Origin of the sequence: Laspinema olomoucense D3b (assembly GCF_025370785.1) — a bacterium.
Classification (GTDB): Bacteria; Cyanobacteriota; Cyanobacteriia; order Cyanobacteriales; family Laspinemataceae; genus Laspinema; species Laspinema olomoucense.
Genome location: NZ_JAMXFA010000055.1, coordinates 14,097 through 35,844, shown reverse-complemented (window position 1 = coordinate 35,844; position 21,748 = coordinate 14,097). Strand labels below are relative to the sequence as shown.

Annotated in this window: 18 protein-coding genes; 11 read left to right on the top strand and 7 right to left on the bottom strand. The window is 48.7% G+C overall.

The window, feature by feature from the left end; genetic code table 11:
• Positions 1–101 precede the first annotated feature (101 nt).
• Positions 102–1,553 carry a methyl-accepting chemotaxis protein gene (locus NG792_RS26320; RefSeq protein WP_261237383.1) on the top strand — a complete coding sequence of 484 codons (1,452 nt, stop codon included), beginning with the start codon at positions 102–104 and terminating at the stop codon, positions 1,551–1,553.
• A 119-nt stretch (positions 1,554–1,672) separates the two neighbouring features.
• Here NG792_RS26320 and NG792_RS26315 read toward each other — a convergent pair whose 3' ends face one another.
• Positions 1,673–2,386: an NnrU family protein gene (locus tag NG792_RS26315; RefSeq protein ID WP_261237382.1), complete on the bottom strand. Its 714-nt coding sequence runs from the start codon at positions 2,384–2,386 to the stop codon at positions 1,673–1,675.
• Positions 2,387–2,946: 560 nt separating this feature from the next.
• On the opposite strand from NG792_RS26315, the gene NG792_RS26310 reads away from it, so the two are divergent.
• From NG792_RS26310 to NG792_RS26300, 3 genes are all read left to right on the top strand, one after another.
• Complete coding sequence (locus NG792_RS26310; protein WP_261201872.1) at positions 2,947–3,957, top strand: LysR family transcriptional regulator; 1,011 nt, start codon at positions 2,947–2,949, stop codon at positions 3,955–3,957.
• A 99-nt stretch (positions 3,958–4,056) separates the two neighbouring features.
• Entirely contained in the window at positions 4,057–5,457 is a 1,401-nt protein-coding gene (locus NG792_RS26305) for a protein kinase domain-containing protein (RefSeq protein WP_261237381.1), read from the top strand.
• A 244-nt stretch (positions 5,458–5,701) separates the two neighbouring features.
• Positions 5,702–6,766 carry a PstS family phosphate ABC transporter substrate-binding protein gene (locus NG792_RS26300; protein ID WP_261201874.1) on the top strand — a complete coding sequence of 355 codons (1,065 nt, stop codon included), beginning with the start codon at positions 5,702–5,704 and terminating at the stop codon, positions 6,764–6,766.
• A 454-nt stretch (positions 6,767–7,220) separates the two neighbouring features.
• On the opposite strand, the gene NG792_RS26295 is transcribed toward NG792_RS26300, so the two are convergent.
• On the bottom strand, positions 7,221–7,958 hold the full coding sequence (locus NG792_RS26295) for a DUF72 domain-containing protein (protein ID WP_261237380.1): 738 nt from the start codon (positions 7,956–7,958) through the stop codon (positions 7,221–7,223).
• A gap of 354 nt (positions 7,959–8,312) precedes the next feature.
• Here NG792_RS26295 and NG792_RS26290 point away from each other — a divergent pair, with 354 nt between their 5' ends.
• Positions 8,313–8,741, top strand: coding sequence for a DoxX family protein (locus tag NG792_RS26290; RefSeq protein WP_261201876.1), 429 nt, complete (start codon positions 8,313–8,315; stop codon positions 8,739–8,741).
• Between the two features lie 1,048 nt (positions 8,742–9,789).
• Here NG792_RS26290 and NG792_RS26285 read toward each other — a convergent pair.
• Positions 9,790–9,924 (bottom strand): hypothetical protein, encoded by a 135-nt coding sequence (locus NG792_RS26285; RefSeq protein WP_261237379.1) that lies wholly within the window; start codon positions 9,922–9,924, stop codon positions 9,790–9,792.
• Between the two features lie 94 nt (positions 9,925–10,018).
• On the opposite strand from NG792_RS26285, the gene NG792_RS26280 reads away from it, so the two are divergent.
• Together NG792_RS26280 and NG792_RS26275 are read left to right on the top strand one after the other, a co-directional pair.
• Positions 10,019–10,168: a hypothetical protein gene (locus tag NG792_RS26280; RefSeq protein WP_261198135.1), complete on the top strand. Its 150-nt coding sequence runs from the start codon at positions 10,019–10,021 to the stop codon at positions 10,166–10,168.
• Positions 10,169–10,423: 255 nt separating this feature from the next.
• Positions 10,424–14,071 carry a sensor histidine kinase gene (locus tag NG792_RS26275; RefSeq protein WP_261237378.1) on the top strand — a complete coding sequence of 1,216 codons (3,648 nt, stop codon included), beginning with the start codon at positions 10,424–10,426 and terminating at the stop codon, positions 14,069–14,071.
• 88 nt (positions 14,072–14,159) lie between these two features.
• Here the strand turns inward: NG792_RS26275 and NG792_RS26270 are convergent, their stop codons facing one another.
• Together NG792_RS26270 and NG792_RS26265 are read right to left on the bottom strand one after the other, a co-directional pair.
• The gene (locus NG792_RS26270) at positions 14,160–14,999 is read right to left on the bottom strand and encodes a Crp/Fnr family transcriptional regulator (protein WP_261198133.1); all 840 of its coding nucleotides are present in this window, start codon (positions 14,997–14,999) and stop codon (positions 14,160–14,162) included.
• A 134-nt stretch (positions 15,000–15,133) separates the two neighbouring features.
• A complete protein-coding gene (locus NG792_RS26265) occupies positions 15,134–15,295 on the bottom strand; it encodes a hypothetical protein (protein WP_261198132.1) in 162 nt (53 codons plus the stop codon).
• A gap of 98 nt (positions 15,296–15,393) precedes the next feature.
• On the opposite strand from NG792_RS26265, the gene NG792_RS26260 reads away from it, so the two are divergent.
• On the top strand, positions 15,394–16,359 hold the full coding sequence (locus tag NG792_RS26260; protein WP_261237376.1) for a DALR anticodon-binding domain-containing protein: 966 nt from the start codon (positions 15,394–15,396) through the stop codon (positions 16,357–16,359).
• Between the two features lie 344 nt (positions 16,360–16,703).
• Here NG792_RS26260 and NG792_RS26255 read toward each other — a convergent pair whose 3' ends face one another.
• Together NG792_RS26255 and NG792_RS26250 are read right to left on the bottom strand one after the other, a co-directional pair.
• Positions 16,704–16,907 carry a hypothetical protein gene (locus NG792_RS26255; RefSeq protein WP_261237375.1) on the bottom strand — a complete coding sequence of 68 codons (204 nt, stop codon included), beginning with the start codon at positions 16,905–16,907 and terminating at the stop codon, positions 16,704–16,706.
• Positions 16,908–17,810: a Cof-type HAD-IIB family hydrolase gene (locus tag NG792_RS26250; protein WP_317619199.1), complete on the bottom strand. Its 903-nt coding sequence runs from the start codon at positions 17,808–17,810 to the stop codon at positions 16,908–16,910.
• A 750-nt stretch (positions 17,811–18,560) separates the two neighbouring features.
• Here NG792_RS26250 and NG792_RS26245 point away from each other — a divergent pair.
• The 3 genes from NG792_RS26245 (at position 18,561) to NG792_RS29035 (ending at position 21,702) form a co-directional block, all read left to right on the top strand.
• Entirely contained in the window at positions 18,561–18,686 is a 126-nt protein-coding gene (locus tag NG792_RS26245; protein ID WP_261198129.1) for a hypothetical protein, read from the top strand.
• A 233-nt stretch (positions 18,687–18,919) separates the two neighbouring features.
• Complete coding sequence (locus NG792_RS26240) at positions 18,920–19,288, top strand: response regulator (RefSeq protein WP_261198128.1); 369 nt, start codon at positions 18,920–18,922, stop codon at positions 19,286–19,288.
• A gap of 113 nt (positions 19,289–19,401) precedes the next feature.
• Positions 19,402–21,702, top strand: a complete 2,301-nt coding sequence (locus NG792_RS29035; protein ID WP_261237373.1) for a chemotaxis protein CheA — start codon at positions 19,402–19,404, stop codon at positions 21,700–21,702.
• Positions 21,703–21,748: the final 46 nt, after the last annotated feature.

The window sequence follows — 21,748 nt, the reverse complement described above, 5'->3', positions numbered from 1 at the left end:
ATTTAATGGGTTCGTCAATTTCAGTTATGCATAGTTGAATCGTTTTGTCAAGCATGGGTACTGAACCGACGCCCTAGTCATTCACATTCCTCCTTATTCTTATGTTGAACCAGTTGAGATTAAGAAATCGCATGATTTTTGGGTATTCTATACCCGTTTTACTATTTTTTATTCTAAGTGGATTTGTTTACATTAAAATTCTTCAAATTTACGAAACTTTTCAACAAGTGGAGTTAACTCAAAATACTATCAAAATTGCCCAAGTCATGGACGATAATTATCGAGATATGGTAAAGGCTCTCCGAGGATATTTGCTTTTTAGTACCGAAGAGTCCCTGCTTCAATATACCGAAGCAAATCTTCGATTTAATGAAGCGGCAATCAGGGCCAGAAATACCCTACAAGATTTTAAACAACTCCAACGAACTGAGGAGATTATTCAAAATCAAAAACAGTATTATAATTTTTCGCAAAAAATTATTACTTTAGTCAATCAAAACAAACTTCCGGAGGCAATGGCCCTATTTAAAACGGGGGAGGGACAGAAATATATCGACAATTTTATAGAACTGAGTGGGGAATTTAATGAGGCCGAGGAGGATATTTTAAATGAGGCAACTGCTGAAGCCAAAAACGCCATCAATAGTTTAACCATAGCGTTAGTGTTCGGCGCGGTTCTATGTCTGGGGTTCTCTGCGATCGCCGCTTTGGGAATTTCATCCGAAATTTCCCGCACCATTGAGCAGGCAGTCAGCCGCATTGCAAACTCCTCCATAGAAATTGCTGGCACTTTAGAACAACAAGAACACAGCACTGCTCTAGTCGCCACTGCAGTCAATGAAACCACGACCACAATGGACGAACTGGAAGCTTCATCCCGTCAATCCGCTGAACAAGCTCAGTCCTCCGCTGCCGGTGCACGGCAGGCACTGCATTTGACACAAATCGGCACCCAATCCGTCGAACGCAGCCTAGAAACCCAGGGAATTTTAAAAGAAAAAGTCACGGCGATCGCCCAGCAAATTTTACAACTAAGCCAACAAACGGCTCAGATTGGAAATATTTCCAAATTGGTCAGTGAAATTGCCAATCAAACCAATATGTTAGCTTTAAATGCAGCAGTAGAAGCCGTGCGAGCGGGGGAACAAGGGAAAGGCTTTGCAGTGGTTGCCAGCGAAATCCGCAAGCTGGCGGACCAAAGCCAAAAATCTGCTCATAAAATTAATACTTTAGTCAGCGATATCCAGGGTGCGATTCATTCTACGGTCCTCGTCACCCATGAAGGGACAAAAACCGTTGATCTTGGGGTAAATATCGCCCGAGAAACCGCCGATGCCTTGAATGGCGTTCGGGATTCTATCAGTGATGTGGTGATGAGTTCTCAACAAATCGCCTGGAACGCCCAACAACAAGTTACCGCGATCGAGCAAGTGGTTGAAGCAATGAATTCGCTGAATGTCGGCGCCAAAGAAACAGTCCAAGGCATTGCCAATACCCGAGAAAGCACTGAGCAACTCAACGAAGCGAGTCTGGATTTAAAAGCAATTATTTAAAATTGATTCACCTCTCCCCCATCTCCCCTATCTCCCAATTCTCCCCCATCTCCCCCATCTCCCCCATCTCCCCCATCTCCCCCATCTCCCCTATCTCCCCTATCTCCCCTATCTCCCCCTTACCAAGGCACATTACTGGTGGCCCTGATTAACAAGGGGTGCGCCCACCAGAAACCGAGGGTAAACACTGTAACGCCGAGATAGGCGGGACGTAGAAATTCATCCCATTTGAGGGTTTGACGGCCCTGGGCGATCGCCAGAAAGGGGATCACTGAAGTCCGAGCTTTAACTGCTTCAAAGGCTTCTCCATACCGGGCTTTCATGCGCCGATCGCCATGCCAAACGGCAAATAAATGGTGCAATACTAAGCCAATGGAGGTTACCAAGGTAAAGGAAGTCCCTATCCACAGGGTATGAGCAAGACACCAAATCACTTGACCCACCATTTGCGGATGCCGACTAATTCGAATAATTCCTGTTTCAAATAAGTGCACTTGAGGCTTGGCGATCGCGGCAACTTCTAATAAATTAAACGTCGCCGGGTAGAGAAACAGAAAGGAAATCCCCGAGAGGGTCCAGACTAAGGGCATCACCCCAGGGACGCCCTGAACTTGCCACAGTTGTAAGCCATCGTAGCGGTGGTTAAAGAAATAAATAATCAGCACCACGGCGAAGGGTAAACTAACCAGAGCGAACAAAACTCGGTATAATCGGGGGCCGATGAGTTGTTCTCCCCGAGGACGCAGGGCGGCTAATCCACTATGGGCGATCGCAAACCCGAACAATAGGCCGATCATTATAAAATGGCTAGAAGTCAACCAATCTGAGAACATCCCAAGCTCTTTCCCACTCCAAATATCCAACTCCAACGAACCCCCGCAAACCCTGACCCGGCTGGTTCCGATTGCCACAGATACCGGAACCGATGCCCTAAGCTCGGCGGAGGTGAAAAACATTTTAAGGCATCGACTCAGAAAAAGCGATGGGGATTTTATCCTCTCGGGGTGGATTCTGTATCCCACTGACCGATGAATCACCCTGATATGGGTGGGTTCGTCAGTTCAACTATAAGATAAACTGAGTCAGTTATCCGATCTCCATTAGCAGGGGATCATAATTTATGACAGAGGGGATCGCACTCTCTGCTTTGACGGGATCGCCGATCGCCACCTAGTTTTGCTTTTATCGTAGATAGGGCTATCTCTGGCGATTTGGTAAACTCCAATACAACCTGACCACTGATTATCGGGGACTAGAATGGCAAGTTCTGCTATTTTCCCTCGCCAGCCGAGATTGATTCATCCCATAGCAAATTGAACCTGCCCATTCCCTGCCCATAGATGTTAATCCGTCGGTTGCCATCAGACCCTTTGCCCCTTTCAGGTTTAGCAGTATGTCCGATCTACCTTTTACTTTAGATCAGTTACGCATTCTCAAAGCGATCGCCGCTGAGGGAAGCTTTAAACGTGCGGCAGATAGCTTATACGTTTCTCAGCCCGCCGTCAGCCTACAGGTGCAAAACCTAGAGCGGCAGTTGGATGTGCCATTATTCGATCGAGGGGGGCGTCGCGCTCAACTAACGGAAGCTGGGCATCTCTTGCTCAGTTATGGCGAAAAAATTCTGACCCTCTGTCAGGAAACCTGTCGCGCCATCGAGGATTTGCAAAATCTTCAAGGTGGTACCTTAATTGTCGGGGCTTCCCAAACCACCGGGACCTATCTTCTGCCCCGGATGATTGGGATGTTTCGGCAGAAGTATCCTGATGTAGCAGTCCAATTGCACGTTCATTCTACCAGGCGTACCGCTTGGAGTGTGGCGAATGGACAAATCGACCTGGCGATCGTCGGCGGTGAAGTCCCCCCCGAACTCCAAGACTCTCTAGAAATTCAGGCTTATGCGGAAGATGAACTAGCTTTGATTCTGCCGGTATTTCATCCCTTTGCCAAACTCGAAAAAATTCAAAAAGAAGACCTTTATAAGTTACAGTTCATCGCTCTGGACTCCCAATCGACCATTCGTAAGGTCATTGATCAAGTGCTCACTCGTTGTGATATTGATACGCGCCGTCTCAAATTGGAGATGGAACTCAATTCGATTGAAGCCATTAAAAATGCAGTTCAGTCCGGTTTAGGAGCCGCTTTTGTTTCGATTTCGGCCATCGAAAAAGAGTTGCAAATGGGCATTCTCCACCGCTCTGCTATTGAAGGAGTGGTGGTTAAGCGAATGCTTTCGGTGATTTATAATCCCAATCGGTATCGTTCTAAAGCTGCCGAAGCGTTTAGTCAAGAAATTTTACCCCAGTTCTCAACTCAACCTTGGGTGGACAGCTCCCTTGAAAAAAATCTGGAATTTATGGAGGTAGAATCCCTTAAACCCGTTTCGACCAATTCAACGATTAGCTAAACAGGTTTTAGATTTTAGATGACCCGATTGGACAACGCGGCTCAATCAAATCTAGCATCTGAAATCTAAAATCTGTTCGTTAAACTTACGGCATTTGATATGGAAATTTACTGCACTCGTCCGGGTTGCTTGCGGCCTCAAAATAGTTTTGCAGATCTTGATGATGCGACGACCCTCAAAACGATCCAGCAAAAATTTTGTACGACTTGTGGGATGCCGTTGATTTTAGATGGTCGGTATCTCCCCGTGCGTTTACTGGGTCAAGGGGGCTTTGGGGCAGCTTTTCTGGCTCGCGATCGCCGCACCCCGGCAATGCGAACCTGTGTAGTCAAGCAATTTCAACCGGCGGGGGATCTGGGTCCCCAACAGTTGGCGATCGCCCATACCCTCTTTGAACGGGAGGCTGAAGTCCTCGATCGCCTCGGCAACAAACACCCCCAAATCCCTGATTTAATGGCGTTTTTTCCCCTAGAAATTTCTAGCCCAGTTCCCGGCAAAAAAGACCAATTTTTTTATTTAGTTCAGGAGTTTATTGAAGGTCAAAATCTCCAAGAAGAATTAAAATCTACAGGAAATTTCACCGAGGAACAAGTCCAAGAAGTGTTTGTAGAAATTCTAAAAATTCTTTCCTTTGTTCATGAAAATGACACGATTCATCGAGATATCAAACCCTCGAATATCATGCGGTCAAAAACCAATGGTCGCCTCTATTTATTAGATTTTGGGGCAGTCAAACAAGTAACCCAAGCCCCCGGCGTGACTAGCACTGGACGCTCCACCGGCATTTATTCAATGGGGTTTGCTCCTCCAGAACAAATGGCAGGGCGCACCGTATTCCCCTCAACGGATTTATATGCCTTGGCGGTGACTTGCATTATGTTACTCACCGGCAAAGAACCCCAGGAGTTATTCGATGCCTACAGCAATGAATGGAATTGGCGAACTCAAGCTACTGTGAGCGATCGCTTCGCCAATATTTTGGACCGCCTCCTCCTCTCTACCCCCAGTCAGCGCTTCCAATCCGCCCAAGAAGTCCTAACCGCCCTCAATTATACCTCCCACTCCCCCATTTCCCCCCCATCCTCCCCATCCCCCCCATCCTCCCCATCCTCCCCATCCCCCCCATCCTCCCCATCTCAATGGCGGTCCCCCCACTTCTCCACCCTAGAAGTCTTACGAGGAGCAGCCTTTACCGGATTTGAAGGGGGCCTACTGTTAATCCTGTTACAAAGTTTGGGATTAGCACCAGCGATCGCCGCGATCGCCTGGTTACTGATATTAACTGCCCTGATTTTTGTTCAACATCGTCGCTTTATTGAAAAGTATGATTTACTCATCCTCGCCCTGGTTACCTTGGGAATTGTCTTCTTCATTCCCACTTTTAATCAGGCATTTTTCTGGGAAGCTATCTTATTTATTCCAATTTTTGCCAGTTGTTGTGCAGTCGCATTTACCGCCCTATTCCGGCTAGTTTCTAAATTAATCGCTAGAGTATTATAATCCATTTACCCTAAAATTAATACCCCTACCCTCGTTAAGACAAAAACACTTACCTGCTTTAAACCACCAAATTTTGTTTTAATTGAAATTAAAAAATAATCAAATCAACCCTCAACCCTTGAAGCTCTTATTTGTAAATAGCAATTGGTGTAATTATATGATGGACATCTACCCTCAGCCAGGGAAACCCTACTCACTTTATCTGACTCCCGCCTTCCACCTCAGCCCAATTTAATTATTAGCAATGTCATTGAAAAACGAAACAACAATTTTAGTCTTAACCGTCCTAGTTACCGTCAGTTTAGCCGGGGGAATTATTTGGGGCTTAATCCGAGGATTCGGCACACCCTTTGCAGCGGATAATTTACCATTGGAAGGGACTTCCTCTCCATCCCAAGCCCCCTATCGATTCGATCCTGAGGCTAGAATTGGCAGTTTTGCCGAAGTTTCCAACCTGCCCTCGGGACTAGCAACTTATGGCGGCAGCACCACGTGGGCACCGATTCGGGGAACCGTAGATCCGGTGATTCAAATGGTTTTGCCTCAGTTTAAATTGCGCTATACCCAGCATCCGACGAGACCCTCTGGTTCTGGGACCGGAATTGAAATGATGTTAGATAATCAGCTAGTTTTTGCTCAATCCTCTCGCTCAATTAGAGAGGAAGAACAGCAGAAAGCGCAACAGTTAGGATTTACTCTAAAAGCGATTCCAGTCGCCCTGGATGGAATTGCAGTAGCAGTCAATCCAGACTTAAATATTCCTGGATTAACCTTAACTCAACTTAAAGAAATTTATACAGGGGCTATCTGGAATTGGAGTCAAGTGGGAGGACCCGATGTAGAGATTGTCCCCTATTCTCGCCGTCCGGAAAACAGTGGCACAATTGAATTTTTTATGCAGAATGTGATGGGTGGGGAGGCATTTGGGAGCAATGTGCAGTTTATGCCTAGCACAACCCTAGCATTACGAGAAGTGGGCAGTCGTCTGGGGGGAATTTACTATGCTTCGGCCCCAGAGATTGTCGGACAATGTAGCGTCACCCCCATTGCGATCGCCGGAAAAAGCGATCGCCTCATTCCTCCCTATCGAGAACCCTTCGTCCCCCCCCAAGATTGTCCAAACCGGCGAAATCAACTCAATGCCGCAGCCTTTCAAAGTGGAGAATATCCCCTCACTCGCCGCTTATTTGTGATCATCAAAGAAAACGGTCAAATTGACCAACAACTCGCCGAAGCCTATGCTGCACTCCTCCTCACAGAACAGGGACAAGCCTTAATCGAACAAGCTGGTTTTGTGAGGATTCGTTAATACTCGCTCACTGCTGATTAGGAGTTCAGGACGAAGGATTTTTAATAGCCCTCTGGAAAAAAAATCTCTGTTATAATTTAAAGTTACGAAATTTTAGCTCCCAGCTCTAGCTCCTAATTGTAAAGTGCTGACAAACCATTACAACGGAGACCCTAACGGCGGAATCATCTCCGGAACGGCACGAAAGCCTGACCTCACCCCCCTGCCCCCATCCCCTTAGCAAGGGGATGGGGGTGAAATGTTCTAAGTTGAGATGCTCCCCTAACGGCGGCGAAGATTTTGAAAACCACTTAACAAAAATTTCCAGATTTTAAGAAGCTTATTAATTAATATTTTTACTACCTCTTTTTTTCAAAAAAGGAATCTCGATTCTATTTTTTTTGTAAAGCCTACAACCTCCCATTTTTATTTTTATTGTGGCTTTTTAGGAGTAAAAATGTAAAAAATAAACTTTTCAAAAAATCCCATTCTCCAAAAAAGTTTTTAACGTAGAAGCATTCCTCACGGCATTTCCGCCGCCGTCGTTATTGAAGTAGACGAAGGCGCTGTGCCCCTGACTTTCCCACTCGCCAAGACGCGAAGCCCACCAGGACAAATCCTCATCTGAGTAGGAGCCGCCGTAGAGGGAGTGGGGATCAGGGCCATGAAGCCGTACATATACGAAAGGCGCTGTCGCCCGGAGGATGCAAGGCAGGTTGGCTCCGCTCATCACGCAGTAAGCTACTCCAAAGCGCTCTAGGAGCAAAAATACCTCTTCTATGTGCCAGCTTGGGTGTCGGAATTCGATCGCTACTTTTATCCAGGGGGGTATTTGCTCCAGAAAGTAGGTTAGGCGGGGCAAGTCGCAGCCGAACTTGGGAGGAAGCTGGACAAGCAGAATACCCAGGCGATCGCCCAGGCATTCGAGTCCCCTGCCTATCCGCGTCAGCCAGTTTTCTGGGGAGTAAAGACGCTGGGAGTGCGTTAACCCACGGGGCGCTTTTACAGTCATCAGAAATCCTTCGGGGAGGCGGCGCTGCCAGTTAGTAAAAGCTGCATCCTGGGGCCATCGATAGTAAGTGCTGTTAACTTCCACAGTTTGATAGTGCTGAATGTAGTAATCAAGCCGGGAACGCGCCGCTAACTGGTAGGGATAAAGCACACCTTCCCAATGGTCGTAACTCCAACCTGAAGTGCCGATGCAAACGGTCATTGCCTTTACTCCAACGCAAATTGTTGTATGTCAATTTTAAACTTTTACTTTTTTTATGGAAGGGCATTCCGATGGTGACGGGCTGCATAAGAACAAGCGATCGCTCCCTTGTTCTTACTTCAAGCTGCTGCGGAAACTCTTCATCCCTCGCCTATCCCCTCCACTTTAACCCGGTTGATTGAACTTCGCCTCCCCCGCCTCCGACACAACTACCACCCTTACAGAGTAGCTAGATACAGGTGGGGAGTCTCTTAGAGACCTCTACCATTTTGGTGCGCTCTGTAATAATACTCAAGGTAGAGGTAAGGATAAACAGAGATTGCTACGGTTGTGTTAAGTTCTCTCTTTGACGCTATGACTTCAAACAACAACACGCCCAATCTGCTTAAAGAAATTCTCCGGGTTGTCTTAGCGGTGGCTATCATCGTAGTAGGCATTACACACTTTACTACACCCGATCAATATGTCAGAATTGTGCCGCCTCAATTACCTTACCCGACTGAGTTGGTCTACATTAGTGGGTTTTTCGAGATTTTAGGAGGAATTGGCTTACTGATTCCCTTTGTAAGCGTTGCGGCTGCCTGGGGACTGATTGCTCTGTTTGTCGCGGTTTTTCCCGCTAATATCAATCAGGCGCTTAATAGTATTCCCATTGAAGGTATTCCTCATCATCCTTGGCTTTACTGGGCTAGACTGCCTTTTCAGGCTGTCCTAATTGCTTGGGCTTGGTGGTACACTCAAAAACCCGCTGAACAACCGGGTTCTTTTAAAGAACAATTATAGATCTTAGTTCCCTGGCGAACTCTACAGACCTCTTACGAAAAAAATATGGGTTCTGCTGGAAAGTCTAGTCGATTTTAGGTGACAGGTGGAATGAATGGGCTAATGACCAGTGGGTTGAGTTAGGATTGTACCAGCCATCGACAAGGGGTCAAAGGTTCTAGCCTAGCCTAAAATTATTTTGCAAGACGTCTAATCCCAAATCTGGGACTCGTCACTCTACCCATTTTGCTCAAGCGTGAGATACAACACTTTGACCCTTTCTGACGATTGCTTTCTACCGGAGACTTATAGCAAATCCGCTGGTCAAAGATTTATTTACTCTTTACCCAGGTAGGAGAGGTTCCGTCCGGATAGCCTCTCCCTGCCTGGGTGTAGGTTTTGGCCGACCCTGTTGATACGACCCTACTTATATTTTGTAACCCACTCCAGTTGGTCTCCGGGCTGCTGTACTCACCCCCTAAGCCAAAGTACAGGTGGGTTTGCATCATCCGGATCAGTTCTCAGTAAACCTTTTGGATAGTTTCCGACTGCACTAGAGGCTAGAGCAACCTTAAATGATTGGTAATAAAGCCAGGGAGCAAGATGCTCCCCCTTCCCATGTTTCAACATGGGAATTATGACACAATCCCTAGCCAATTGGGGTGGAAAGTCGGGGTTTTTTCTTAAGTGAAGGGTAGGCAGGCTTGGAACACAAAAGCCCTGCGCTTACAAATAGGTTTTGTGCTGTTCAGTACCGGATTTAAGAGGATTTAAGACTGCTATAGATGGGTTTATAGGAGGGGTTTATAGGAGAGAAGCTGGGGCAAAGAAATGTCATTGACGGACTTAAGGTAGCCCTAAATAGATATGAGCATTGCTTCAGCAAAAAATTGTGGCGAGCAGTCCGATGGAAAGGAGGGAGCGGAATGGTAAAATCCTGCAAGTTTCTAGTACAATGAGAAGCCCGAATGGTTCTAGGCTGGGGAGTGGATCAAGGAATCGGAGAATCTACTTGACTCTATCAGGTAGTAACTTGGTCCACTCCTTGCCGCTTTTGGAGTCAGTGTGATCACGACCAGCATATCGGGGTTGCTAGACTGATGGCAATGCGATCGCCGCTTTCAAGAAGGGGAAAGTCCCGAAAGGGTGGGGAAAACAACTCATCGGACAGATGACGACTTGGGAAGGTGAACTGTAGTGCCATGAATTGAGGAGATTGCTACACCCTAAACCTTGACCTGCACTAGATTATAAGAAATACCCTCCTGTTTCAGGCAACTTCTTCTAATTGGGGCTAAATGGAGTACAGTAAAGATGGAGAAGATGGTAGGGGTCGTAAGGTTCAGGTGGGTTCGCATGATGGTGTCGGAGGCGATCGCCTCAAACCTGAACATTTTTCCCTGTCCCTAGGTCATGTAGACAACAGTCGAGACGATGGGCAAGGGTAAAAGGGGTGGGTTGTGTGGGTACAATTTGTTAACTTATTTTGACAATAGGTTGAGGGATTACCCCAGCTTTTATGCTTATTGTCTAGGGTGAAATTTTACTCTTTTTTGTAAAGAAACATTACATTTAAAGTCATTAGGGCAATCTTTTAAATACTGCGGATCAGTTAGGGAATCATTAACTTAGTCAAAACCCAAATTGAACAAATCGGCCCAATTCTCTCTAAAACTATGAAAACTGCCAATTCTAAAATAAATATGAATCATCGTTTACCCAGCCAAATCATCCTCTATTTGGATGGTGAACATTTGTTGTCTTTATTTCAACTGTTCCGCCATGCCCTAGAAAGCAGTGGGTGGTTACGGGCTTTATTAGTGGTGGGCGACAATTTAGAACGGTGTCAAACCCTACAAGAAATTTGGTATAAAACTGAGCAGAGGATTCCTGAGAAGGTGGAATCTGGAGTCGGGACATATCCGGCAAAAACGGGAATGACGCCAAGCCGGTTCTCCGTAGCTGAAGTGGAGGTGCAATCGATGCCGAATGCTTCCAGTCAGCCCAACTATCCGTTGGGTAAGCCCCAACGATTTGCGCCGGTTCCGGTGATTGCCCTGGGGGGAGTGGAAACGAGCATCCTGGCCCTGAGTTCCCATCTGAATGTCTGGATTCAAGTGGAACTGGAGCAAGCACACACAGGGAAAGAATTTGCAGCCATTGAGGAACGGAATGAGCAGCGTAGTAGAGTATCAGTTGTGTTCGACCCAGAGGCGATCGTTGAGTTGCTCAGAAGCTCAACCCTGGCGACAGCCGTCCCTCACTGTTGCGGTTTGGAAGCGGTGGATCTAGAAAATGATGAGCGGGTATTGCGGCGGTTTTGGTTACATACGCTCCATTTAATTTCTTCCCAAGACTCGTCCATCGCCGTTACCCAAGAGAGTGCTAACTTGGTCGAGTCTGACCATTTAGGGGAGAGGATAGCTCAAAACCGGCGATTTTCCTGGGGGAGAGAGGCTTTGCGATCGCCTGTAACCCATAAGCAAACTCAAGACTACATCGCTCCTCAGTCATCGTGGATCTCGTTTCCCAATCCCGGCTTTGATGGGGTGTTTTGGGACTGTCCCACGGGAATTGTTTACCACAGCATGGATGGCGGAATCCTCAAAGCTAATCCAGCCTTTTGTCAAATGACGGGGTATAGTCCCAGTCAACTGCGCTATTTAGATTCCCGCGCAATTTCCCATCCCGAAGATTTTGCGGCATTGTTGCGACTGATTCAACAAATGGTGCGAGAGGGCGTAAAACGGCAAACCCTACGTCAGCGTTACATCTGCGCCAATGGTTCCCTCCTGGCAGCAGAGGTGACCCTATGCCTGGTGGGGGAAGAAGAGGACGAGAGCTATATTATGACCTTTGTCACGGATTTGAGCGATCGCGCCCGCGCTGAACAGGAAATCCAACAGCGGCGATCGCGGGAAATGCTTCTAAGTCGAATTTCCGCTAAAATCCGCTCCACTTTCGATCTGCCCACCATTTTAAAACTGGGGGTCCAGGGTCTCAGACAAGCTCTAGACACCGATCGCGCCCTTGCCTTCCAGTTTTTGGCCGATGGCAGTGGCGTTTGTATCGCTGAAGATGTGCAAACGCCCTATCCATCCATTAAGGGACAGTGGTTTCCAGCGGACTGTATGCCCCTAGCCCATCAAGATGCTTATCGGAATGGACGTCTTGGCTCAATTCCCGATACTCAAAGTGCTGCCCTGAGCGATTGCCATCGAAAAATGCTCAACCAATTTCAAGTTCGTAGTTTTATGGGAGTCGCCATTGGACGCAATAAGGAAGATTCTATTATACCGGATAATCTCGGCGTGAGAGAACTTCCCAACTCGACGGGGGAAATTGCCGAGATTGATACTAATCTTCTCAAATCTCCGAGTGTTTCTAGCCTGTGGGGATTGCTGGTTGTCCATCACTGTCATGGTCCCCGACAATGGACGACGGACGAAAAGCAACTGGTGCAAGCAGTCGCCACTCAGATGGCGATCGCGATCGAACAAGCCAATCTGGTCCAACAATTACGCACCTACGCTCGGGAACTCGAAGATCGAGTACAGCAGAGAACCACTACCCTAGCGCGATCGCTCCAATTCGAGCAACTGATTCGCCACTTAACCGAAACCCTCAGCAGTGCCACCGATGAAAACAGTGTAATCAGTGCCGCTGTCCAAGGGATCGTGGAAACTCTCGGGGTAGATAGCTGTCATGCTCTGTTGTGGGATGAGGAACAAGGAGTATATCAGGCCCAGGCATCGTTTCTCAACCCGCTTTCAGAAAAAGCGTTGCCCATTGCGACGCGCTTGGACTTTAACCAGCTCTCCCCGGACTGTCGGACTGTCCTCTTACAGGGGGAACTTTGTGTCTTAGAGGCGGTAAATTGTGAGGAAATCGGAGAGCGCCCCCTACCTGGAGATGAGAAGTTCCACGAGTCCCCCCAGAACCTATTTTTTCAACAAACTCTGGTTCCGATCGCGGACGATAGCGGTTCCCTCGGCGCATTAGGCATCATTCAACCCCAACACAAAGACTTTGATGGCGACGAGATCGAACTGGTAAAGCAAGTCGCCAAAGTTTGTGCGATCGCCATCCGCCAAGCCCGCTTGCTGAGAAAGGAAGAGTCCTCCCGGCTGAGTGCGGACTACTTTCGGTCTTTTCTGCGTCAGTCCAGTGATATCTTTGTGGAATATGATACCCAACTGCGTTATCTATCGATTAACGCAGCAGGTGCTGCCTTCTTTGGTCTCACTCGCGAACAGATCATCGGAAAAACCAATCGAGAACTGAGTGCAAACGCCGCTGAGGCGATCGAACCCCTGCTGCATCATGTCTATGAAACAGGCGATCGCGTTTTAGTCAGTCACGAGATCAGCTTCCCCATCGGCAACAAAACCGTAGAAACCGTGTACTCTCCCATCTCCGACGAAACCGGCTCAATCCATCGGATTATTGCGATCGCCCGAGATGTGAGTGAATTTCGTCACCAATGGCAGCGCCTGCAAGAGCAAAATCAAGAACTAGCCGCCATCAACCGACTCAAAGAAGAGTTCATCGCCACCACCTCGCACGAACTCCGCACCCCCTTAACCGCCATTCTCGGCTTCTCCAGCGTCCTGCTAGAAGAATCCTTTGGTTCATTAAACGGTAAACAAAAAATTTACCTCGACCGGATTCATACCAGCGGACAACACTTGTTATCCCTAATTAATGATATCCTCGACCTCTCCCGAATTGAAGCCGATCGCCTGGAACTCGAACCCCAACTGGTTTATATTTGTGATATTTGTCAAGGTCTCGTCAGCTTGATTCAAGAGCGAGTCGCTAATCACGGCTTACAGTTTCAGATGGAAGTAGACCCCTCCCTCGAATGTATGGTAGTTGACCCGCGTCGGCTTAAACAAATGCTCCTAAATCTTCTCACAAATGCCATTAAATTCACCCCCGAAGGTGAGGTAGGGTTAAAAATTTATCGCTCTAGTGCCGATGAAACTCCCGAGGGGTGGGATGAGAAGTCACAAGCGGCAGACAAGGCCATATCCAAGCCAGTGCGGAACACGCTCACTCGGCATCATGATTGGATTCACTTTGTGGTCTGGGATACGGGGATTGGCATTGACGAGCGCGATCGTCCGAGGTTGTTTTCTCCCTTCTCCCAAATTGATTCCTCTCTCACTCGCAAATATCAAGGCAGTGGTCTGGGGTTAGCCATTACCCGAAAATTAGTCGAACTCCACGGGGGATGGATTTCTTTCAGATCTCACCCCAATCAAGGCTCGACGTTTAGCATCACCTTACCCTTATACGAATCCGCCACCGAAATTCTTCTAGATGCCCTCAAAAATGGGAGCGTCTAATCGGGACCGGGGTTCGGGGAGTCCGAACCCACACCCTTTCCCAAGGGAACGCCTACGCCAGGTGTGGGTTAAAACGGGTAAGAGACCGTTACCGGGGGGGTAACCCAATTAAGTTACCCTCCCCCACTTGAATCAAACCTTCTGCCCGTAATTTGCCCATTAATCGTGTTACGGTCACCCGAGTTGAACCGATCGCACTGCCAATCTGAGCGTGAGTTAAATTCCAAGGCAGGTAATACCCACTTACCCCCTCTTCTTCTGGCTCATCCCCAATCCCTTGACCATGTTCTTCAATCAGTAAGGTCAAAAAGCCCAACAGTCTGGCGATCGTGCGTCGCTGGCCCAAAATTCCCAACCACAGCAGCTTACGCTGGTGTTGATACCGAAACGCATCCAGGACCTGTTGTCGAAATAACGGCCACTGATCTAAGTCCGGCCAGTACATCCACATCACCGAGGTTTTGTCAATGTGAGCGTAGGCTTCAAAAGTAAAAAACGTCTCGCTGGCTACTTCAAAGGGTTGACCCTGACTCACAAACCCTAAAAAGGTTTCGGCGTTTTCCCCTTTGTCTTCCCCTAGGACGGGGAGGGTATTGAGTTTCAAGCCTTGAGCCGGAAATTCCCTAGGGGTTCCAGATAGCCTAGGCGATCGCTCAGGGGTGGCGACTTCCACCCGGGGCAAGTCGGCGGGAGCGAGATTGTCCCCCGTCCTTTTCCGGGATGCAACCGGGAGGGAACTGGGGCTATCTTTGGTAATTCCCACTAACCGGACGGCTCCTGATATCACTAAATATACTAACCCAGGACGGGTGGGAATTCGTTCTTCTTTCCGAAAGGTCCGACATCGATAGTGTTGTTCAGCCCACTCCAAAATCGCTTGTTGAGTTAAAAAAGGCCGAGAGGGTTGGTCCGGTTCAGATGAATACATACCTAAAATTTGTGCAGAGTTTGGCTCGACGCACCAAAGCAGATGATGCGGTGGCGATGCAAATACTCCCTTCTCTAAAACGTCATAAACTTTGAAAAATCGTTGATAACGTTGACAATGAGTCTGGGTCAACCTCATAAAAATAGGCGGGTTTTGCCCCATCCGTACCCTTCGTGATTCCGAGAGCCTAAACCGACTCGGCCTTGAAACAGGGTGAGGGGAGTTAAGACACTGGAGAGTTCAGGATAATGGGTCATCGGTTTGGAGCGATCGCGCTGTAACGGTTCTCGGTTCATATTAAAATAAGCTGGGATCCAGAAATTAGGGTAGCCAATATTACTTAACCCCCCCTGACTTGTCCGGTTACTTTTTACCCAGTTTTGCCCGGTAATGCATGGGATGGCTTGGGCTCTCTAATTGTGCTGGGGACCCCACCGGACTCGCTCAACCGACTCTCTCACCCGCTCACTTGATCATGGTTGAACCCTTGGCGATCGCCCCGCAACTTTTAGCCCAACTCCAACAAGCAATTACCTCACGTTTAGCATCAGGCGATCGCTCAGGTGCATCAGTCCCCCCGCCTGTGCCCCCGTCTATCCCCCTCTATCGCGCTAAAGACACCCAAAGCATCGTTTATATTTCCCCAGTCGCCCTACAACTCGCGAAACAGGGGTCTATGCCTCCGATGGAAATTGCCCAGGCGATCGCCGAGGGTTTCCCGGACTCTAGGCCCCCAAACTTAGCATTTCCCATTCGGTCCCACCACTGGAGCCTGAGCGTGATTCCTCCGGGCAAACTGTACCTCGAACTGACAGACCCCGGGATTGCGATTTGGTTACAACAGGCGATCGCTTGGGACCTCCAACCGGACGCCACTCCGGACCCGGGACCCTTGCGCCCCGCTGAGTCCCTCGATTTATTTCCGATTCAGTACGCCCATGCTCGATGTTGCGCCCTGTTACGGTTGGCCCAGCGAGAGGGCCTGATTACCCTGGAAACCCCCGCCCATCCCGGTATTGCCTCCGTGACTGCTCCAAACCTCATCCCCTGGTTGGAGTCCCCAACCCACCTTAAGACCCATCATCCTGCGGAACGCGCCTTAATTTCCCGGGCGATCGCCACCCTAGACGCCTTCAGTTCTCCCGTTTCTTCATCCCAAATTACTAGCCGATTTGCTGTTGCTACCCTCTTAAGTCAGGATTTCCTGACTTTTTACGCTCAATGTCAAATTTTGGGATCCGTGCCATCCCAGGATCCTGATTTAGCCCAAGCCAGATTGGGGTTAATTTCCCTCACTCAAAAATTGCTGAAACGCTTACTAGAAAAAGAATTGAGTAGTTTTGCCCCCCTGGAACTTTAGCCCGGATGCCTCCGTCTGGGAATCAGAACTCAAAAAAATGTCACAAAATTCTCAAGAAAGTTTTTTGAGGGGGATGACAAATCCGCTTGGGTTCGATATATTAACAGGTGTGTGAGGAGCGAACCAGATAAGGGCACCGAGACGAAACACGGCCAGTCGTCGGTGCCCTTTCTGCTGCAAATTTTTAAAACTCTATAAAAACCTATAGGTTTATCGGGAGGATGAGGGATAGTAGCTGCTGCTCTCCTATCATGGCTTTGCCGTGATATGTACTTCTTGGGGCTTAAGCGCCTGCTACAAAGGAAGCACAGCCTACTTTAGGGCGTGAGTCGGCAGCAACTCACTCACGAGGCTCCATCTCCCTTTGCTCCAGTTTCTCCCCCATCCTCCCCATCTCCCCCATCTCCCCCATCCTCCCCATCTCCCCCATCCTCCCCACCTCCCCCATCCTCCCCATCTCCCCCATCTCCCCCATCCTCCCCACCTCCCCCATCCTCCCCATCCTCCCCATCCTCCCCATCCTCCCCATCCTCCCCCGTTCCTCGCACTTACAGCAAAAACCGCTCGATCGCCCGCGCTACTCCTTCTTCCTCTACGCAGGGACTCACCCAATCGGCGAGAGCTTTGACGCCCTCGGGGGCGTTACCCATCGCCACCCCGATACCGGCATACTGCAGCATTTCCACATCATTAAAATTATCCCCAATACACATAACATTCGCCGACGAGAGTCCGAGGATATCTTCGGCGAGATAACGGACGGCAGCGCCTTTATTCACCGCTGGATTTCCTGCTTCTAGGAAGGTGGTATGAGATTTGGTGAGGTAGAGTTCTGTGGGGGTATAGCGTAAGCTAAAGGCTTGCAGCAATTCGTCGATTAAAGCGGTGTTTTGGCTCAGGGCGAGGAGTTTTGTGGGGGCGGATGCGGCGATTAGGGGTCGCAAGTCGCCTAATGGAATGGGTGTCACTCCGGTGCGATCGCCGTAAGCTTGGCTGTCTGCGGTGAGTTCGCGAACGTAGAGACAATCGTCGATATAGCAGTGAACTGAAAGCTGCGATCGCACGGTGGAGTCATCAAAGTAGTCTAATAATTCTAGGGCGATTTCCGATGCAACTGGGGTGTGGTAATGAAGGATTTCCGTAGCGGGGTCTTTGATTAATGCCCCTTGGTAAGCGATTAAGGGTAAGGGGGAGACAATTTCCTGGTGGAACCGGAGGGCAGATCGATACATCCGTCCCGTGGCGATCGCTACAGGGATGCCTTTTCTCTGGACTGCGGCGATCGCTTCTTTCACCGATTGGGTGATTTGATTCGAGACTCCGGCAATGGTGCCATCAATATCGAGAACCAGCAATTGGATATCGGCATTGGCGATCGCCGGTTCACCCCATTGGGATGGGTTGGTTACAGGAGTTGGCATGGCTTGTGGGGTCCCTTGAGTGTTACGCATTGACCTATTCTCTGAGTATGGAAGCAGTCGCCCTCGGATGGCAAGGGTAATTTTTCGCCCCTAGAGCAGGGGTACAGGAGCGCAGACAAGGGACGAGAAATTAGGTTTTTGGCCCAGATAGGGTGCTAAAGGCTACAAATTTTTCCCAAAGCTCCCTTTGTAGTTCCCAGCCTGTACCTTCTGGGTCCCCAAGGCGATCGCCTTGGGGAGATAACCTGGGGTTTTTTCCGAATAAATCCTTGAATCAGCCGTACCACTACCACTCATTGCTGCGGTGATTTCCCCAGTTTATAGAAACATGAAACCCTCTGTTGCACCCGCCTTGCGATCGCCACAATCGACTCCTCCTCTTTCCAAACCAAAATGTTGTTCAACTGGGTGCATTTCCTAGATAATTAAATTTTTATTAATTTCATAAACCTACCCCTCAATTGCGTATAGAATTAGAGTATTATAGTCAAAAAAAATGTTTTATAGCACTCTATAATCTGGAAAATTGCAAAAATTTCCCCCAATAAAATAAAAGAGGAACTTTTCAAAACAAGGGGTTAACTGAGAAGTTAAAGACTAATCAAGTCTTAAAAAGCGCCTAAATCCAACTCAAACAACGGAACGAGCAGAGCCAAAAAACCTCCTCCCGAGGGAATTGCAGCGGAGGGACAGGAGCCGACAAAGGAACGAGCGGATTTGAACCCGACTCTACTCCCTCATCCCCGACTCTGACAGCAGGTCCCGGGATATGCGAAGAAATTGGCAATTTTAGAAAGCTCTAAGGATATTGTTGCATTTTTTGAAGAAATCGCCCCATTTGGAAAAGAACATGAGAAAATAGTTAAAGAGTTAGTCCAAGGTCAATTGGACGCTCTCATTGACTAGAGTCTCATACGTTGCTCCATGAAAAGTATATAAAATTTACAAAGCCCGAGGAGCGCTGGTGGGCTATAATAAATTTCAGCAACTCATAAAAAAAGAACGATTGGGCATTCAGGAACGGGACAAGCACACCCGGAATCAAAATCCTAACCGCTCAACATCTTAAATTTTCGCTAAGGGGTAAAAATCCCACTTTTTAGGTTTAATAACAGCATCCATTCAAGGAGAAAGAAACGATGAAACGGATTTTAGTTGTGGATGATTCCGCTACGATGAGAAAAATGGTAATCGCATCCCTGCGAGACTTAACCAACGTGACATTTCAGGAAGCTGGGAATGGGCTAGAAGCGATAGAACAATTAGCGGTTGCTCCGTTTGATTTGATGATTTTAGATTTGAATATGCCGGATATGCACGGGCTGGAAGTGTTGAGATTCGTGCTGGGACATCCCAGCTACAATGCCACACCCATTGTAATTTTAACCACTAAAGGGGATGAAGGGAGTCGGAGTGAAGCCATCCAAGCGGGAGCAGCCTGTTATTTAACCAAACCCTTTGAACCGAGATCCCTTTCAGGCCAAGTTCATGATTTACTGACGCATTAAATTCTCTCCCCCATCCCTCCCATTCTCCCTATTCTCAATGGCGGTCCCCCTTCTCCCGTCTAAAATCTCATTCATCACGTGAGTCCTAAGATATAAAAGAGAGAAAACCCCTCGTGTCTACCCACCCAGACCCTACCAATTTTTTTGCAGATTTCTTAGAAGACTATTTTGCCGAATGCGAAGACCATTTAACGGTGGTGCGTCGAGAATTGTTGGCGATTGAACCGTTTGTGGGAAAACAGAAAATTGAGCGTTCTATTTTAAATGAACTGTTTCGCAGCTTTCATTCCCTGAAAGGGTTATCCGGTATGGTCGGCGTCAAAGATGCAGAAGAATTAGCCCATGAAATGGAAAGCTATTTGCGGGTACTGCGGGATCAAGAAGTGATGCTGAGTCCCCAAGGATTTGATGCCTTACTGGGAGGAACGAAAGGGCTAGAGCAAACCATTGCATCTCATCGCAACAAAACGGCGTCCCCGGATATTAAGCCAGCGATCGCCTCTTTAAGGGCTGTAATTCCCCAAACCGAACCCGAACCCTCGGTGGTAGAAGAGTCAAGGACTCCAAAACTGCAACTTAAAGCGGAAGAAATCACCCACTTGGAGCGGGCGGTACTCGCCCCAGGAGCGATCGCGTGGCACTTTATTTTCGTACCCACGCCACAACTCTCGAATAATGGCATTAACGTCAATAAAATCCGCGATCGCCTGCAAAGTCTAGGGGAATTAATTTATGCCGCACCTCGAATGACCCGAGAGGGAAAAATCGAGTTTGATTTTCTAATCGTCAGCAGCATGAATGTGAGCGCCTTTAGGGGGTGGGAAAACGATGGACTCGCCTGGAGTCCCTATCTTGATTCATCCTCCCCGGAGACTGAGCAGACTCCCCCTGGGTTACCCCAGTCCCCGGAACCAGCACCCCCGGATTCCACCCCCACCCCCTCTGTGGAGCCGCGTGCCGCTTCCGAACCAGAACCGGCCAAATCCGGCGAGATCAACCCCAAAACTGAACGGGAAGAAACCCCGACCCCAGTCTTGGCGCTCACCCCGACAGCGCCCTTAATGGGTCAGAGTTCCAACGTAGTCCGGGTAGACCTCCCCAAATTAGATGAATTGATGCGGATGATGGGGGATTTGGTGATTACCCGGGCGCGACTGGAAGATAGCCTCACGCGCATGAAAGAGAAAATTCCCCTCGCCGACTTGCGTCCCTTAATTGAAATCAACCAAATCCTGGAACGGCAACTGCGGGATTTACGGGAAGGAGTGATGCGGGTGAGGTTAGTGCCCATCGGGGAAATCTTTGCCCGGATGCAATTTGTCGTGCGAGATCTAGTGCGGGAGACGCAGAAACAAGTCCGGGTCGAATTTAGCGGACAGGAAACCGAAATTGATAAATTTGTGGTAGAGCGGATGATGGATCCGCTGTTGCATTTAGTCAGAAATGCCGTGAGTCATGGGTTAGAGACCATCGAGGAGCGGCAAAAAGCGGACAAACCCATCGAGGGAAAAATCGCCCTGAGAGCCAGAACTTGTGGGGAGATGGTGGTGATCGAAATCGAAGATGATGGGATTGGGATTGATCAACCCAAGGTGATGGAGAGGGCATACTCGCGAGGGTTGTTACCCAATTGCGAGAGCCGAAATCTGCTGCATCAGGGTTATGATCCCACGACTATTTTAGAGATTCTTTGCACCCCTGGGTTTTCCACCCGAGATGTGGCGGATTTAGCCAGTGGTCGAGGAGTGGGGATGGCGATCGTTAAAAATACCATTCAGGAACTGGGTGGAACCCTCACCTTTGAAAGTTCGATCGGTCAAGGAACGAGATTTATTATTGAATTACCCCTGACCTTGGCGATCGCCGATGCCTTTCTCGTCAGCGTCTGTCGCGAAACCTACGCCATCCCACAAAGTTCAGTGCGCGAGGCGATCGCCCTCTCATCCAGTGCCGTCACCGTATTTGAACAGACCGAAATGATTCCATACCGAGGCCGAGTCATTCCCCTATTGCGCCTGGAATCCCTGTTTGACTTAACCCCCCTGGAATTAACCCCTTCTGACTCCCGGAATCGGCAACAGTCCCCTCTCTCCCCTAGGGCCAACTCCAGTCCCCCTGTCGCCACCGAATCCCCTGGAAATCCTGCCGTTTTAACCCGCCAACCGTCGCGATTTTCCGGCAAAGACCCCTCTAAAACGCACTCCTCCTTACGGATCGTGATTGTAGGCAGTGGCCCCAGTACCGTCGGCATTGCCGTTGATCGCATTATCGGACAACAAGAAATCGTCGTCCGCCCCCTAAACGACCCCTTTGTTCAAGTCCTCGGCATTTCTGGAGCCACTGAAATCGGGGATGGTCGGGTGATCTTAATTCTCGATGCCCCGGCCTTAGTGCGAACCTCCAATCCCAAATAAAAGCCGAACATCACCCCGGAGGATTTTTACCCCGTCCATTTCTCCC